At 64.7% G+C, this 13,853-nt stretch carries 17 protein-coding genes; 2 read left to right on the forward strand and 15 right to left on the reverse strand.

What is annotated here, in order from left to right; all coding sequences use genetic code 11:
* Nucleotides 1–9: 9 nt before the first annotated feature.
* From ACNFH5_RS00125 to ACNFH5_RS00190, 14 genes are all read right to left on the reverse strand, one after another.
* Nucleotides 10–1,830 (reverse strand): hypothetical protein, encoded by a 1,821-nt coding sequence (locus ACNFH5_RS00125; RefSeq protein WP_416743353.1) that lies wholly within the window; start codon nucleotides 1,828–1,830, stop codon nucleotides 10–12.
* Nucleotides 1,831–1,965: 135 nt separating this feature from the next.
* Entirely contained in the window at nucleotides 1,966–2,307 is a 342-nt protein-coding gene (locus ACNFH5_RS00130; RefSeq protein WP_416743355.1) for a phage tail assembly protein, read from the reverse strand.
* 11 nt (nucleotides 2,308–2,318) lie between these two features.
* Nucleotides 2,319–2,822 (reverse strand): phage major tail tube protein, encoded by a 504-nt coding sequence (locus ACNFH5_RS00135; protein ID WP_416743357.1) that lies wholly within the window; start codon nucleotides 2,820–2,822, stop codon nucleotides 2,319–2,321.
* Nucleotides 2,823–2,834: 12 nt separating this feature from the next.
* Nucleotides 2,835–3,995, reverse strand: a complete 1,161-nt coding sequence (locus ACNFH5_RS00140; protein ID WP_416743358.1) for a phage tail sheath C-terminal domain-containing protein — start codon at nucleotides 3,993–3,995, stop codon at nucleotides 2,835–2,837.
* 183 nt (nucleotides 3,996–4,178) lie between these two features.
* Nucleotides 4,179–5,543 carry a phage tail protein gene (locus ACNFH5_RS00145; protein ID WP_416743359.1) on the reverse strand — a complete coding sequence of 455 codons (1,365 nt, stop codon included), beginning with the start codon at nucleotides 5,541–5,543 and terminating at the stop codon, nucleotides 4,179–4,181.
* A complete protein-coding gene (locus ACNFH5_RS00150) occupies nucleotides 5,534–6,148 on the reverse strand; it encodes a phage tail protein I (protein ID WP_416743361.1) in 615 nt (204 codons plus the stop codon). Before ACNFH5_RS00150 ends, ACNFH5_RS00145 begins: the two co-directional genes overlap by 10 nt.
* Nucleotides 6,141–7,031, reverse strand: a complete 891-nt coding sequence (locus tag ACNFH5_RS00155) for a baseplate assembly protein (RefSeq protein WP_416743362.1) — start codon at nucleotides 7,029–7,031, stop codon at nucleotides 6,141–6,143. Before ACNFH5_RS00155 ends, ACNFH5_RS00150 begins: the two co-directional genes overlap by 8 nt.
* Nucleotides 7,028–7,354 carry a GPW/gp25 family protein gene (locus ACNFH5_RS00160; RefSeq protein ID WP_416743364.1) on the reverse strand — a complete coding sequence of 109 codons (327 nt, stop codon included), beginning with the start codon at nucleotides 7,352–7,354 and terminating at the stop codon, nucleotides 7,028–7,030. The genes ACNFH5_RS00155 and ACNFH5_RS00160 overlap by 4 nt, the downstream gene beginning before the upstream one ends.
* A gap of 110 nt (nucleotides 7,355–7,464) precedes the next feature.
* Nucleotides 7,465–8,028, reverse strand: coding sequence for a phage baseplate assembly protein V (locus tag ACNFH5_RS00165; protein WP_416743366.1), 564 nt, complete (start codon nucleotides 8,026–8,028; stop codon nucleotides 7,465–7,467).
* A complete protein-coding gene (locus tag ACNFH5_RS00170; RefSeq protein WP_416743368.1) occupies nucleotides 8,025–8,555 on the reverse strand; it encodes a hypothetical protein in 531 nt (176 codons plus the stop codon). Before ACNFH5_RS00170 ends, ACNFH5_RS00165 begins: the two co-directional genes overlap by 4 nt.
* A 17-nt stretch (nucleotides 8,556–8,572) precedes the next feature.
* Nucleotides 8,573–8,917: a phage holin family protein gene (locus tag ACNFH5_RS00175; protein WP_024763586.1), complete on the reverse strand. Its 345-nt coding sequence runs from the start codon at nucleotides 8,915–8,917 to the stop codon at nucleotides 8,573–8,575.
* A 314-nt stretch (nucleotides 8,918–9,231) separates the two neighbouring features.
* Nucleotides 9,232–9,705, reverse strand: a complete 474-nt coding sequence (locus ACNFH5_RS00180) for a GNAT family N-acetyltransferase (RefSeq protein WP_416743370.1) — start codon at nucleotides 9,703–9,705, stop codon at nucleotides 9,232–9,234.
* Nucleotides 9,706–9,788: 83 nt separating this feature from the next.
* Nucleotides 9,789–10,148 (reverse strand): hypothetical protein, encoded by a 360-nt coding sequence (locus ACNFH5_RS00185; protein WP_045212666.1) that lies wholly within the window; start codon nucleotides 10,146–10,148, stop codon nucleotides 9,789–9,791.
* Between the two features lie 20 nt (nucleotides 10,149–10,168).
* A complete protein-coding gene (locus ACNFH5_RS00190) occupies nucleotides 10,169–10,378 on the reverse strand; it encodes a TraR/DksA C4-type zinc finger protein (protein WP_416743372.1) in 210 nt (69 codons plus the stop codon).
* A 397-nt stretch (nucleotides 10,379–10,775) separates the two neighbouring features.
* On the opposite strand from ACNFH5_RS00190, the gene ACNFH5_RS00195 reads away from it, so the two are divergent.
* Nucleotides 10,776–11,546: an XRE family transcriptional regulator gene (locus tag ACNFH5_RS00195; protein ID WP_416743374.1), complete on the forward strand. Its 771-nt coding sequence runs from the start codon at nucleotides 10,776–10,778 to the stop codon at nucleotides 11,544–11,546.
* Nucleotides 11,547–11,666: 120 nt separating this feature from the next.
* Nucleotides 11,667–11,993 (forward strand): pyocin activator PrtN family protein, encoded by a 327-nt coding sequence (locus ACNFH5_RS00200; protein WP_416743375.1) that lies wholly within the window; start codon nucleotides 11,667–11,669, stop codon nucleotides 11,991–11,993.
* Between the two features lie 294 nt (nucleotides 11,994–12,287).
* On the opposite strand, the gene trpE is transcribed toward ACNFH5_RS00200, so the two are convergent.
* Entirely contained in the window at nucleotides 12,288–13,781 is a 1,494-nt protein-coding gene (gene trpE / locus ACNFH5_RS00205) for an anthranilate synthase component I (RefSeq protein WP_416743377.1), read from the reverse strand.
* Nucleotides 13,782–13,853 lie beyond the last annotated feature (72 nt).

Genomic DNA, 13,853 nt, shown 5'->3' on the forward strand with positions numbered 1-13,853 from the left:
ACCGCCTCCTTAAACCACGGCCATGTCGAACAGCGCATCGCGCTGCCGGTCCTGAGAGAAATCCGCCAGCATCCGCCGCAAGCGCGGTAGCAGTTCGTTGGCCAGTTGATCGGGGTCGCTGACGTTGCCGGCTACGTTGATGCTGATCTGGGGAGAGAAGGTCCAGTTCTGTGCCTGGTCTGGGGCCAAGGCACCGCTGGCAGAACTGGGATCGCGTGGCGATGGTTGCACCGGCGCATGCTCCGCGTCGCGAGATGTGCCCGATTTAGCCGCCGCCCCGTTGTCGTCAGCGTCCTGGCTCGCCAGGATGCCGAGAGTGGCCCCGATCAGACTGCCCACCGGGGAAAGCAACAAGGCGGCGAGCAGTCCCCCACCCACAACGCTACCGACCGAGGGCCCCACCGCCGGAGAATCTGCCGGAGCACCAACGGCCCCACCCACAGCGCGCCAACGATCAAGCAACGACTCTTTGGGAGAGTCAGGGCTGATCTGAACAAGCGTCTGGTGCTGCAGAGTCTGGCTCAGAGCTTGCCCCAGCGATGGCAGGCGCGCTGTCGCCGAAGCATTGGGCGACGGCTTCTCACCCGCCAGCCGCTCCCGAAAATAATCGATCAAGGCTCCCGGAGATCGCAGCGGACCGGGATCCAGCGAACGAATGCCCTGTGCTTGTCTTTCGTAGCCCAACTCCGCAGCAAATTCCGCAGCCATCTCCTGCGCCAGACCGAACTGAAGCGTTGCCAGAGCCATCCGCGCGCCATCCAGAGAGGCTGCCCGAGTCAAACCTGTGGCAACGCTTGTGGCCAACGGCAACCCCGCATCCATTGTCCTCAGGCTAACGCTCCCGCCGGCCTGGAGCATGCCGCCCAGGGAATTCTCCGTAGCGTTACGCCGCCCCTGCACGGTATTGCGTCGCGCATCGACTGAGCTCTGCAATTCCACGCCCGGATCGACCCGCATCTGCTCGGGACGCTGCAGAACCTGCTTCCAGGAGCGTACATCCTGCCCGGCGTCCAATCGGCGGACCAACTGCTCGACGGACACGCCTTCCTGCTGGGCGCGCCATGAGATCACCCCCAGCCCCCGCTCCACGTCCGCCGCATCGCCGTTGCCCTGCTGCAGGATATTCGTGACAAGGCCCACCACAGCTTCAGATGTCAGTGCCTTGCCGTACTGAAGCTTTGTCGCCGCGGGCAGATACTGCAGGCTCCGCTCAAGCGTGAGTCCGGCATTCATCATCAGTCGGACCATGTCCAGCGCAGCGCTGGAATCCATGCCGCTGCCTCTGGCAGCCGCTTCGACCTGCTTCGCCACCAGAGCCTCGGATGCTTGGCCCGGCACCAATCCTCCCCTGACGGCAATTTCCTGAATGCGCTGCTCGTACTGGAGCGCATTGCGAAGTCCGAATACCGCGGCCTCCCTGGGACCGGAGAAGGCCTCGGGAATCGCGGACTCTTTCTTGGACCACTCGTACGCTACGGGAGGCAGGGCAATTGTGGTGCTGCCGAGCAGTCCTGTGGCGGGTCGCGCCGCTACGACTCCCGGTTGACGAAGCAGCGCGGCAATTTCTCGGAGGGCTTCAAGTGTCTGCTGAGCCAGCTGGTTCCCGCTTTGCGCCCCGTCGCGCCACGATTGATGCAGATCCAGAGTCGGCGGTGCGCCGCCTGCTCGCTCCGTGGCTCGCCCCGCGCGTGCACTCTCCAGGCGCAGCAAGGCATCAGCGACTGCCAGACCGAGCGAGTCCTTCAGCGTCCCGCCAAGCGACCGCTCCAATGCCTCTCCCAATTCGGGGCCGAGGACTACCGTCACCCTTGGGCTTTCACTCATGTTCATTTCACTCCCCTCTGACGACAGGAGGCACCGGGGCACGGTGCCTCCTTACGGGCGAACTAGCCCGCCTCGTCCCCCAGCCACCAACGCAGGTCACTGAGAGTCATGCGGTCCAGTTCGCCGGCCGTGAAGCCCGACTCAGCCGCCAGCTGCCGCGCCAGCTGGCGCATCCGCGCGAAGCTCATCCGCGTCCTCTCGCACCAGGCGAAAGTAGGCGTGCTGCAGGCGCTGGTAGTCGCTGAGCTTGAGCCCCTCCAGATCCTGGCGGCTCACCTGCGCCAACGAGGCGAACAACTGCAGTTCGCGCTCCTCGTCGTCGCTGGAGACCTTGCTGGCCTGGCGGATATCGCGCACGGTCGGCGCGCGCAGGGTAACGGCATCGACCTCGACGCCATTGCAGGAGGTCGGACGGGACAGCTTCACCACCGCCGCGTCTTCGGACAGGCTCAGCCACGCGGGCTGTTTGACGGAGTCTTGCATCAGGGTTCTCCTCAGGCGCCCAGGTCAGCGCGCAGCGCGGCGAGCTGGTCAACGCCGTTGATCTTGCGCACGGAATTGACCGGGTCGATCTCGAACATCTCGCGACCTTCGATTTCCAGCTTGTAGTAGGTGACGGCCACGCTGTAGGTGCAGGCGGCCAGCTCGTTGGACTTCCACTCGCCCGGATCGACTTCCTTGAGCAGGCCGCGCACGGTGGCGACCACCGGCACGGTGCCGCCCTTCTGGGTTTTGAAGGAGCCGCGGAAGGTGCCGTTGAAGGAGCCCTGGTCACTCAAGCCGAAGAACTTCATGGCCTCGCGGCGCGCGCCGTTGGTGGTGAACTTGGCCTCCATTGCCTCCAGGCCCATGTCGAGCAGGATCGGGGCGTCCATGCCGCCGGCACGGTACTCCTGAGTCTTCACCTTGAGGGCAGGCAGGGTCAGGGAGGGCACGTCACCGGCAAAGCTCACGCCGTCGACGAAGAGGTTGGTGTTGGTAAGGATCTGCGGAATCATCTGGGGTTCTCCTTAAGCTGCGTCCAGGACTTCGGTGAGCCACTGATCGGTCACCTCGACGCGGAAGTTGGGGTTCTCGGCAGGCGGTACGTCGGTGAACCGGATGTTCCAGTACACCTTGCCCTGGGCCAGCTGGCTGGCGGTGTTGAGTTCCGGGTCGGCGTAGACCTCGAAGTCGATCACCGCGCCCTGGTTCTTCAGATCGCGCATGAAGGCCTGCAGGCCCTCGGTGACGTCCTTCACGTAGGTCTTGGTGATGCCGCGGTCGACCGCCCACTTGTGCCCGGCGAGGATGGCGTCCATCACCATGTCCATGGTCCGCACGCGGGTCACGAAGGCCCACTTGGCATCGCTGGACAGCGTGCGGTTGCCCCACAGGCGGTAGCCGTCGTCACGGATGATGGTGGTGATGTTGGCGTTGTTGAGCAGGTTGGCGCGGCAGGTCTCGTCGCCGTCGAGGAACTCGATCGGACGGCCGGTGCCGGTGATGCCGAGCAATTCCTTGTTCGATGGCGAGGACCAGAAGCCGTACTGGCTGTCAGTCCAGGCGAACAACGCGGCGGCGTTGGCGGAAGCCGCTGCATCGACGGTGGCGCTGCTGGCGGTATCCCAGTACTGCACGCCCGGATCGACCAGGTAGATGCGCTTGCTGCCGAACTCGCCGGCGTAGGCGATGGCGGCCTCGTCGGTAGTGTTCGGGCCGTCGACGATGGCGATGGCGCGCAGCTTCTCGGCCAGCGCGCCCATGGCGGTGGCTACCGCCTGGGTGGCGGAATGTTTCGGCGCGACCAGTAGACGCGGTTGGGCGTTGAAGCGCGACTTACCGTCGAGCAGCGCCTGCAGGCCGGTACGCTGGCCGGCCTCGGTGACGGTGCCGATGATCGCGGAAGTCAGTTGTGCAGCATCCTCGACTTTCGCCACGCCCACCGCCACGACCACCGCGGCGGACTGGGTGAAGATGGCGGTGCAGGACTTGTAGATCGCCGACGCGGTACCGAACGCGGCAGCCGCTTCGCGCAGGCTGGTGAGCAGCACCGGCACATCGGCTTGCGCTGTCAGCTTGGCATCGGGAGTGAAGGTATCCACCAGGCCGATGATCGAGGACGACGGCAGCGCAATGGTGCGCGCACCGACGTCAACATTGGTCACGGTGACGCCGTGAAAGAAGCTCATAGGGTTTTCTCCAGACATAAAAAAACCGCCGGGAGGCGGTTGGCTTTAGGACGTTCAGCAGGTCGAAAGGACATCGTGCTGATGTGGCGAGCCTTTCTCTTACGTGCCCCGTCGTAAGGGCAGTGCGGACAGACTCATGAAACGAAACTGCAGTTGATCGTAAGCAACTGTCAGAAAGCAGCTTCAGACGCTACCAAGTATCTGGTAGTCGATGCGCAAGGCCCCGTTTGGGAAGGTTTTGAAGCAGATGTCCACGTATGAACCGGTAACCACGTTGGGAGATGCCTGAATTCCCGAGCCAACGGTCGACTCGGCCTGGTACTCATTCGCAACGACTGACCAGACGGAGCTCAACGCGAACGGAAAGTTAATCCGCACAGTCCCCTTGCCCTCACTATTGCCGGTAGGAATGACTGTGCCGAACATTCGCACCAGCCCCGTAGGCAAGCGTTCGTACTTGACGGCGCCCGCCACGTTCAGGACCACAGATGCAGACCGCCAGACGTTTTCAGCACTAAAACGCGAGCTGATGCCGGACGCGAGACCTGCGGGAGTTACAGCTCGCTCCGTGTCTGTGCCAGCTGCCGCTTCGGTGGTCGTTGCGAGTTCAACCAACCCAGCCCGAGCCTCGGTCGCTGTGCACGCCGCCAGGCTGGCAGGAGTAATCGCTCTGATGGTGTCCGTCTTGGCCTGGACCTCTGCGGCAGTAGCCAACTCCACCAACCCCGTCCGAGTGTCAGTCGCAGTTCGAGCGCTCAAACCCGCCGGCGTCACAGCACGCTCCGCATCCGCTCCGGAGACTGTTTCAGCCGTGGTAGCGAGCTCCACCAATCCGGAGGCATCCTCGGATGCCTTGCAGGAGGAAAGTCCAGCAGGCGTGACCGCTCGAGTGGTATCGATCTTGGCTTGCACCTCAGCAGCGCTTGCCAGCTCGATCAGGCCCGTGCGCGTTTCCGTGGCAGTTCGAGTTGCCAGTGAGGCAGGTGTAATGCTGTGAGTCGCTTCAGTACCAGCCTGGACCTCTGCCGCTGTTGCCAGTTTGACAACCCCGAGGCTGGTTGCCGACGCCACTCGCGTCAGAAAAGCCGAATCGACATACTCCCGCGTCGCCAGCACCACGCTCGGATCAATCTTCAACTCCACCGACGCCGCATTGCTGACGATCAGCACGATACGCACGGTCTGGGTGCGGCCGCTGCCTTCGGCCAGTTGTGGTTTATAGGACGGCGCACAGTTGGCGTAGGCGATCAGCGCGCCGGCTTCGTCGTACAGGCCCATCTCGCGGATCCACCAGCCACCCACGTCCTCGGGGATGACCTGCTCGGCGATGATCTGCGCGCTGTTCGCCGGGTCGACACTCAGCCGGTTCAGCGGTGCGCGGCGGACTTCGTTGACCAGCTGGGTGCGGCTGGCGTCGGGGGTCGGCACGTTGCCGCCGCCGTCGCCCACCGCGAGCTGGGTGATTTTCAGGGTGGTGCCCAGCGCGGTGGCATTCGCCAGCTTGCCGGCACCGATCGTGGTGAGTAGTGCGTAGTAGGTTACTGCCATGGGTAGACACTCAAGCTATCGATGGTGTGCTCCCGGCCCGGCATGCCGTGGCTGCCGATCGCTTCGATCACATCCGGGAGGTAGGGGTAGACGGTGACGATGTCGCCGTCGTATTGCCCGGAGCCGACGGTGATCCGCCCCTGGGATTCCAGGCTGATATCCAGCCCGATGAGGTGCCGCGTGAGCGGCTTGGCGTCTTCGATCAGACGCTCCACCTCCTGGTACATTTCTTCGCTGATACCGCTGTCGAGCACCCCGATGCGCAGGCGGAAGGTGCCGGGTTCGCCCATGGGCGAGCCCTGCCACCACTCGATGATCTCGATCAGGTAACCCAGCGGCTCGATCACCCGCCGCAGGGCGGCGATGGTTCCCTTGTGCTGGTGGATGCGGAACGCCGCGGCCACCGCCTTGCGCTTCACCACCTCGCTCCAGGCCGGGTCCCAGCGGTCCACCGACCAGGCCCAGGCGAGGTACGGCAGCAAGGCCACCGGGCAGCGCTGCGGGTCCATCAGCTCGCGCAGCGGCACGGGCAGGTCGGCAGCCTGTACATCCGCCAGTACGCGCTCCAGCGGCGTCGAGTTGATCGGCAGCAGGCGGCTACTCATCCGAACCTCCCACGCGGATCTGGTACCCGCTGCAGTACGCCGCCTGGGTGGAGTCGAGCACCACGTCCGCCGCCGGCTTCGCCAGTTCGACACGCTGCACACCTTCCACATGCAAGGCGGCGAACAGCGCGCTGCGGCGGATATCACGGCCGATGCGGCGCTGGGTGGCGATGTAGGTCTGCAGCGAAGCCTCGGCGGCCTGCTGGATCAACTCGGCCTCCGGGCCGGGATAGATGTAGAGCACAGCGTCGACCTGGTAGGGCACGATGGCGGCAGACTGCACGGTGAGGCGATCGCCCACCGGACGAACGTCCTCATCGTTCAGTGCCGTGCGCACCGCCTGGAGCAGCTCTTCCGAGGCAACCCCGTTGCCCTCGGAAGACAACACGCTGACCAGTGCCTCGCACGGTTGCGGACTGATTGCCGAGACATCCGCGATACGCCCATCGGCACCGAGTGCGAAGGCCACGTAGGCATTGCGCGGGCCGGCCACCGAAAGCTGATCGAAGGCCAGCTGGGTGCGGTTGCGCAGCGAGTCATCGCCCTCCAGCACGGCCGGCGTCGGTGGCGAGGTCGTGGCATCCGCCTGCTGGATCACCAGGCGCTTGACGTTATAGCCGGCGGCCAGTTGATCCAGGTCGCCCTGGGTTGCATAACCCAGCATCACGGCGCGAGCGGCGTCGTTGATCCGGGCGCGCAGCAGCAGTTCCCGGTAGGCCGCCAGTTCCAGCAGCTTGACCACCGGGTCGGACTCCACCGCCGCCGTCCAACTCTCGCCCATGGTGCTGCGGAAATCCGCCAGCAGCTCTGCGTAGAGCGTCTCGTAGTCGAGGATCTCAACGACCTCAGGGGCGGGCAGTTGGGACAGATCGATCAGGCTCATGCCGCCACCTCCAGTCCGATCTCATCGCCCAGATAAATGCCGCGCAATCGCAGCGAAACATTGCCACCGACTACCGCGACCACCTGCACGGAACTCAGGCGCAAGCGCGGCTCCCAGCGGCCGATGGCGCGGGCGACTTCCGCTTGCACCGCGCCCTTCCAGCCTTCGGTCACCGGCAGGTCGACCATGCGCCGCAGGCGGCTGCCGTATTCGGGGCGCATGCGCCGGCTGGCCAGCGGCGTGCCGAGAATGTCCTCGATGGATTGCTTCAGATGCGCCAGCCCCGTGAGCGGCTGGCCAGTGCGTCGATCCATGCCGATCATGGCCATGCCCTCCGCCACTCGGAATGCGCACAGGATTGTTTGCCCATGGCAGGTCTCCAGAAATGCAAAGGCCCGCACTTGGCGGGCCAGGGTGAGAAGTCGAAGCGACTTCAGTGGGTGTGATGGTTGCTGTTGCCGGCGGTGTCCATGATCGAACCGGTACTGCTGATATTGCCGTTCACCGTCAGTGCGCCCTTGATGGTCACCGGGCCGGTCAACTGGATGCTGGCGGCGGTCACGCTCACCGCACCCGGATCGACCACCACCTGGGTGCCGCCGACCTTCACCGTCGCACTGCCGGCGGGCAGTTGCAGGTCATAGCGATGCGCCTGCCAGTCGTAGCTCAGCACCGCGCCATCGGGGAAATGCCAGCTCTCCACCTCGCCGCGATTGTTCGGCGGCGCCGACCCCGCGCCGAACAGCCCCGGCACGAAGGTCCCCATGGCGGCCATTCCGGACGGACTGAGCAGTACACCCTGCTCGCCCAGGCTCGGCGCGCGCCAGTGCCGAGCGGCACCAGCGGCCTGTGCGTGCCAGCGAACCCAGGCGCTGGTCCACTCGCCGGACCGCACGCGTACCCGCGCCGCCGCCAGGTCCACGGCCACGACCTCGCATGGCATGACCAGCGCGGCCAGCATGCGGTCGTGCTCGGCACTCACATAGTCCTGGTTCATTGCAGCGCTCCCGGGTCGAAGTAGTCGTCCTCATGACCGGGACCGGTCTCGGGATCGAACCCCAGCACCAGGCTGCCCGGCGACTGGTCTTCCCACGGCCATTCCGTTTCGCCGAGCAATACCGGTTGCTGCCACTCGACCAGCCAGGCCCGGCACGTCGCCAGCGCAGGGTTCTCGCTGTCCGGCTGGGCCTGAACGAAACTCACCGGCTGCAGTTCCAGCCCCCAGTTCTGGGCACGCAAAAGCACAGCCAGCGAGGCGACGCTGCGCAGCGCGAGGGCCTCAGCGTCCGCGTCATCCTTGGTTACCAGAATGCGCGCCTGGAGCCGGCAGATCAGTGCGGTCTGCCCATTGCCGGGATCACGGCCGGGCAGCAGGCCGGCGTACTCCAGCGCCAGCGCAGGAAGTGTCGCCGGCACTTGCTTGAGTGGGCCGCGCAGAAAGGCGCCGATCTCGGTCAATCGCGTGGCTAGCGCCTGCTCCACCGTGTCGAGCAGCAGCGCCAGGGTCAAAGGTTGTTCGGACATGTCGTCTCCTTGCAGCTTCACTCTTGTCCGCGCTCGCTCGGCGGCAGTTCGCACACGCCCAGGCGCTTCGCCGCCCAGCGTTCATAAAGTCCGACGGCGATCTCCGCCCCGGCCGCTGCGGTCAGGCTGCCGATAGCGGCGGCAAGGGTCAGCGAAGCACCGCAGGCCATGGCCAGGAACATCACCGCCATGCCGCAGACAATCGAGGCGCCGGAACGCAACGCCAACCGGCGCAGCAATCGCCAACCACCCAGGCCCGCCTTGTCGGCGCGCCACATTTCACCGCTGATGCCGCCCGCGACAGCGAGCAGGATCAGCCCCCACAAAGGCACATCGGCCAGGGTCTGCGGTTCGTTGCCCATTGGCTCACCTTGGATAAAGACGCCCGCGAACGGGCGAAACCGGCGGCTATCAGCCAACCGGGGATGACTGCCGACGCTCTCGCCGGCCACCCGCCGAAACGGCGGATAAAAAACGCGGGCATGAAAAAGCCCGGCTCAATGGCCGGGCTTTTCGGGGTTTCGCGTTGTGCTCCCTGGGGACGCACCTTTACAAGAATGACTACTTTGTACCCCTCGATTCCCACCGGAACAAGGCTTCTCGGGGAATGCGCTGCAATACGCAGATGACACACCGCAATGTGCCATCGAAACGCCGAAATCCAGCGTCGGAAATTTCAGAGGTCTTTGCTCATCAGCACGGTAGTGAAGCCGCTGTGCCATTCCTCATCAGGGTAGAAATCGACCTCCGCATAACCGTGCTTTCCGTAGAAGGCCCGCGCCAGCAGGTTGAAGGTATCGGTCTCCAGACGGGCACGCACATAGCCCGCCTCGGCTATGGCAACTTCCGCTTGACGCAGCAGAGCCGCACCAATGCCCAGGCGCTGATAATGGGGAGAAACATGCAGGGCATCGATGAAGTCCTCACGCCAGTCGAGCATGCCGGCCACTTCGTCAGCAATGCAGGCAACCTGAAAGAACGGCAGGCGTTCATGCACGTACACGCTGGTGTGCGTAGAAGACTCGAAACGCGCAATGGCTTCGGCGCTGAGCTCGGGCTTCCAGGTGGCTTCGTAGGTTTCGCCGAGAATACGCAGGATGGCATCGGCATCGCCGGGTTCGGCACGACGAATGAGGATTGGTGTTTTCATGGGGCGCGAGCATAGCGCAGTGCGCTCGGCGAGAAGCACAAAGCCCGGCGCAAGGCCGGGCTTCGGGTCATGGAACGGGCGGATCAGGCGACGCGGCGCATCAGCCGTGACTGGATGCTCTGATGCGCCACATGCAGGCGCAGGTAGAAGGTGTTGCGGCTGCAGCGGCAGTGCCGGTACTTCTGCGAGGCCTCACTGTCACGGTTGAGGTAATGCTCGGTGACTACGTCCTTCTGCTCGTCGGGCAGGTGGTTGATGATCAGGTCCAGTTCGGCGACGCGGTCGAGGATCACCTTGCTGCCCCGTGTGCCGCGAATCATCTCGCCCTTGTTGGCCATCATCATCGCCAGCAGGTTGCCGCCGGCATAGCCGCCACCGGCACTGCCAGGGTTGTGCATCTCTTCGGCCCAGAGCTTGAGCATTTCATCGATGGGTTTGATCACTGTATTTCTCCCGGGGCGGCTCAGTGCCGCCGCTCCAGCTCGTCCATGGCCTGGCAGTCGATACAGCGGGTGCAGCCCGGCGCGGCCAGGCGGCGCGCCAGTGGAATGTCGTCGCCGCAGTCCTCGCAGTATTCGGCGGAGTTGATGGCCGCCGAGGAGCGGCGGCTGTGCAGCATGTCCTCGATGCGCTCCAGCACCAGGTCGTTGGCGTAGTCGGCGATATCAGCCACGGCGCACCTCCGCAGGAGCGGTGTCATGGGGCTGCAGCGGGCAGTTCGTTGGGTGGTTCATGTAAATCCTCCTGGCGACGGGCCCTCCGTGGTCGCCGAGCCTTCGGCCGCCTGGGGTGGTCAGTCGCGATCTATTCGTCGCGGACGCCGACTCGTCGGACGGCATCCATTGCCGGTACGCGGGCGGCATCTCCCTGGCCTGCCCGCGTCCTCCAGCCTGCAGGGCAGGCAACCCGCGGCTTCCTTGCCGTGGTGAGGGGAAGCCGGTCGCCTCCCTTCAGCCAAACCGATTCTGGTTTCTCCGGTGGGCTGCTGGCTTTTATGATTACAACCATGGCTATATTTAGTCAACACCAAAGCTATTTACACGCTACAACCCAGGAGGTAGAGTGCCCCCATGGAAAACTCACCCTCATCGACGCTGGCAGAGCGCCTGAAGCAGGCGATGGCCTCGCGTAACCTCAAGCAGGAAACCCTTGCCGAAGCCGCCGGGGTTTCGCAGAACACCATCCACAAGCTGACCTCGGGCAAGGCCCAGAGCACGCGCAAGCTGATCGAGATCGCCAGCGCGCTGGGCGTCTCGCCGACCTGGCTGGCCACCGGCGAAGGTGCACCGACGCAAAGCGCCGGCACGCCGACCGCGGCGCCCGCCGACGGCAGCCCGTTGCGACTGGAACCGCTGCACCCATGGGATAGCGATACGCCGCTGGACGAGGACGAAGTGGAACTACGCCTTTACAAGGAAGTGGAACTGGCGGCCGGCGCCGGCCGCACCGCAGTACGCGAGATAGAGGGGCGCAAGCTGCGTTTTTCCTACGCCACGCTGCGCGCGGCGGGGGTCGATCCAGCGGCGGCGATCTGCGCCCAGCTCACCGGCAACAGCATGGAGCCGCTGATCATGGATGGCTCCACCATCGGCATCGACACCGCCACCACGCACATCACCGACGGCGAGATCTACGCCCTTGAACATGAGGGCATGCTGCGGGTGAAATTCGTCTATCGCCTGCCGGGTGGCGGCATCCGCCTGCGCAGCTTCAACCGCGACGAGTACCCTGACGAGGAGTACCCGCCGGAGCAGTTCGATAGCGGGCAGATCCGCATGATCGGCTGGGTGTTCTGGTGGTCCACCGTGCGCCACCGTCGCGCACCAACCCTGGTTCGCTGAACTCCGTTCGCAACAGGAAAGCCCCGCTTAGGCGGGGTTTTTCTTGCGTGTCGATTGAAGATAAATACAACCTTTGCTATATTTCTCTTGTCGCCACCACCATCGGAACAGGAGAGTCCCATGCAGTCGACCGCAGATGTCCGCCCCGCCCCCCGCCCGGAGACGGTGAGCCTGGTCTATCAGATTTTCGGGGATGTCCTGGTGCCGCTGGAGCAGGTGCGCGAGCGCTGGTTCCGCAACCTGAACCGGGAGAATTTCAGCAAGGCACTGTCCTGCGGGCGCATCGCCCTGCCGGTGACCACGCTGGACGACAGCCACAAGGCAATGCAGTACGTCGCGGTGGATCACCTGGCGGCCTATGTGGAGGAGCGTTCGCAGCAAGCCGATGTGGCGCTGGCCCGGCGCAAAGCGAATCTGCAGGTGGTGGAAGCACGGCAGGCCGGTTGAGTCCCGGTGCGCGACACGTCATGTGCTGTAGGAGCGAGCTTGCTCGCGAACCCGCCCAGCGATGGAGGAGCCGGCAGACTCAGTTCGCGAGCAAGCTCGCTCCTACCAAGAGCTGTATCCCCTGATATTCCTGCGTTGGGCGTTCCCCTCACCCCAACCCTCTCCCAGAGGGAGAGGGGGCAGCTCGGAGCAAGCGGAACGTCCCGCGCCAGCCGGTGGATTCCAGCCGGCATCCGGCGGTTCGAGCCCCAATAAAAAGCCCCGCCGAAGCGGGGCTTTCATCGAGCCGGCCACTCAGTCGCGGCCATGCACCTTGGCCGTGTGCTCGGCCAACGCGACGGCGCGGAACATGGCGCGGCGCTTGTTGATGGTCTCTTCCCACTCCGCCGCCGGCACGGAGTCGGCAACGATGCCGCCGCCAGCCTGGACGTGAAGCTCGCCGTTCTTGATTACCGCAGTGCGGATGGCGATGGCGGTGTCCATGTTGCCGTTCCACGCGAGGTATCCCACGGCGCCACCGTAGACGCCACGCTTGACAGGTTCCAGCTCGTCGATGATTTCCATCGCACGAATCTTCGGCGCTCCGGACAAGGTGCCGGCCGGCAGAATGGCGCGCAGCGCGTCCATCGCCGAAAGCTCGGGCTTGAGCTGGCCGTTGACGTTGGAAACGATGTGCATGACGTTGGAGTAGCGCTCGATCACCATCTGCTCGGTGACCTTCACCGTGCCGGTGTCGGACACGCGGCCGACGTCGTTGCGGCCCAGATCGATGAGCATCAGGTGCTCGGCGATTTCCTTGGCGTCGGACAGCAGGTCTTCTTCCAGGGCGCGGTCGGCCTCTTCGGTCGCGCCACGCGGGCGGGTGCCGGCGATGGGGCGCACGGTGACTTCACCATCCTCGACGCGCACCAACACTTCCGGCGAGCTGCCCACGACGTGGAAGTCGCCGAAGTTGAAGAAGTACATGTAGGGCGTCGGGTTGAAGCAGCGCAGCGCACGGTACAGGTCGATGGGCGCAGCGGCGAAGTCGATGGACATGCGTTGCGACGGCACGACCTGCATGCAGTCACCGGCGAGGATGTACTCCTTCACAGTGTCCACCGCCCGCTCGTAGTCCTCGCGGGTGAAGCTGGCGCGGAATTGCGGCTCCGGCGCGTTGACCGCGCTGAAGTCCAGGCCACGGCGCGGGGTGATCGGCTGGCGCAGGCGCTCCAGCAACTCATCCAGTTGTGCCAGGCCCTTGTCATAAGCGTCGGCCTGCGCCGGGTCGGCGAGGACGATCGCATGCATTTTGCCGGCGAGGTTGTCGAAGACGACCACCGCGTCGGAGACCATCAGCAGAATGTCAGGATTGTTCAGCGGGTCCGGGTTCGGGCACTGCGCCAGGCGCTGCTCGACGTAGCGCACGCAGTCGTAACCGAAGTAGCCGACCAGGCCACCGTTGAAGCGCGGCAGGCCGGCGATGGTCGGTACGCGGTAGCGCTCCTTGAACTCCTCGACGAAGGCCAGCGGGTCGGCGCATTCGAAGTTCTCGGTCTCGACGCCGTCGACCTTGATGCTCGCCTGGTGACCGTACACTCGCAGCACGGTACGGCTGGGCAGGCCGATGATCGAGTAACGCCCCCACTTCTCGCCGCCCTGTACGGACTCGAGCAGGTAGGTGTTGGGGCCATCGGCGAGCTTCAGGTAGATCGACAGCGGGGTATCGAAGTCGGCAAGGGTTTCGCAGGTCAGCGGAATGCGGTTGTAGCCTTCGGCGGCCAGGCGCTGGAATTCTTCGCGGGTCATGATCAGCCTCGTGGAATAAGAGCCTGTTTAGGATCTCGCGAGCTAGAGCGGAACAAGGCGAAATCGCTTGAG

The organism is Pseudomonas sp. NY15435 (assembly GCF_048068295.1).
Classification (GTDB): domain Bacteria; phylum Pseudomonadota; class Gammaproteobacteria; order Pseudomonadales; family Pseudomonadaceae; genus Pseudomonas.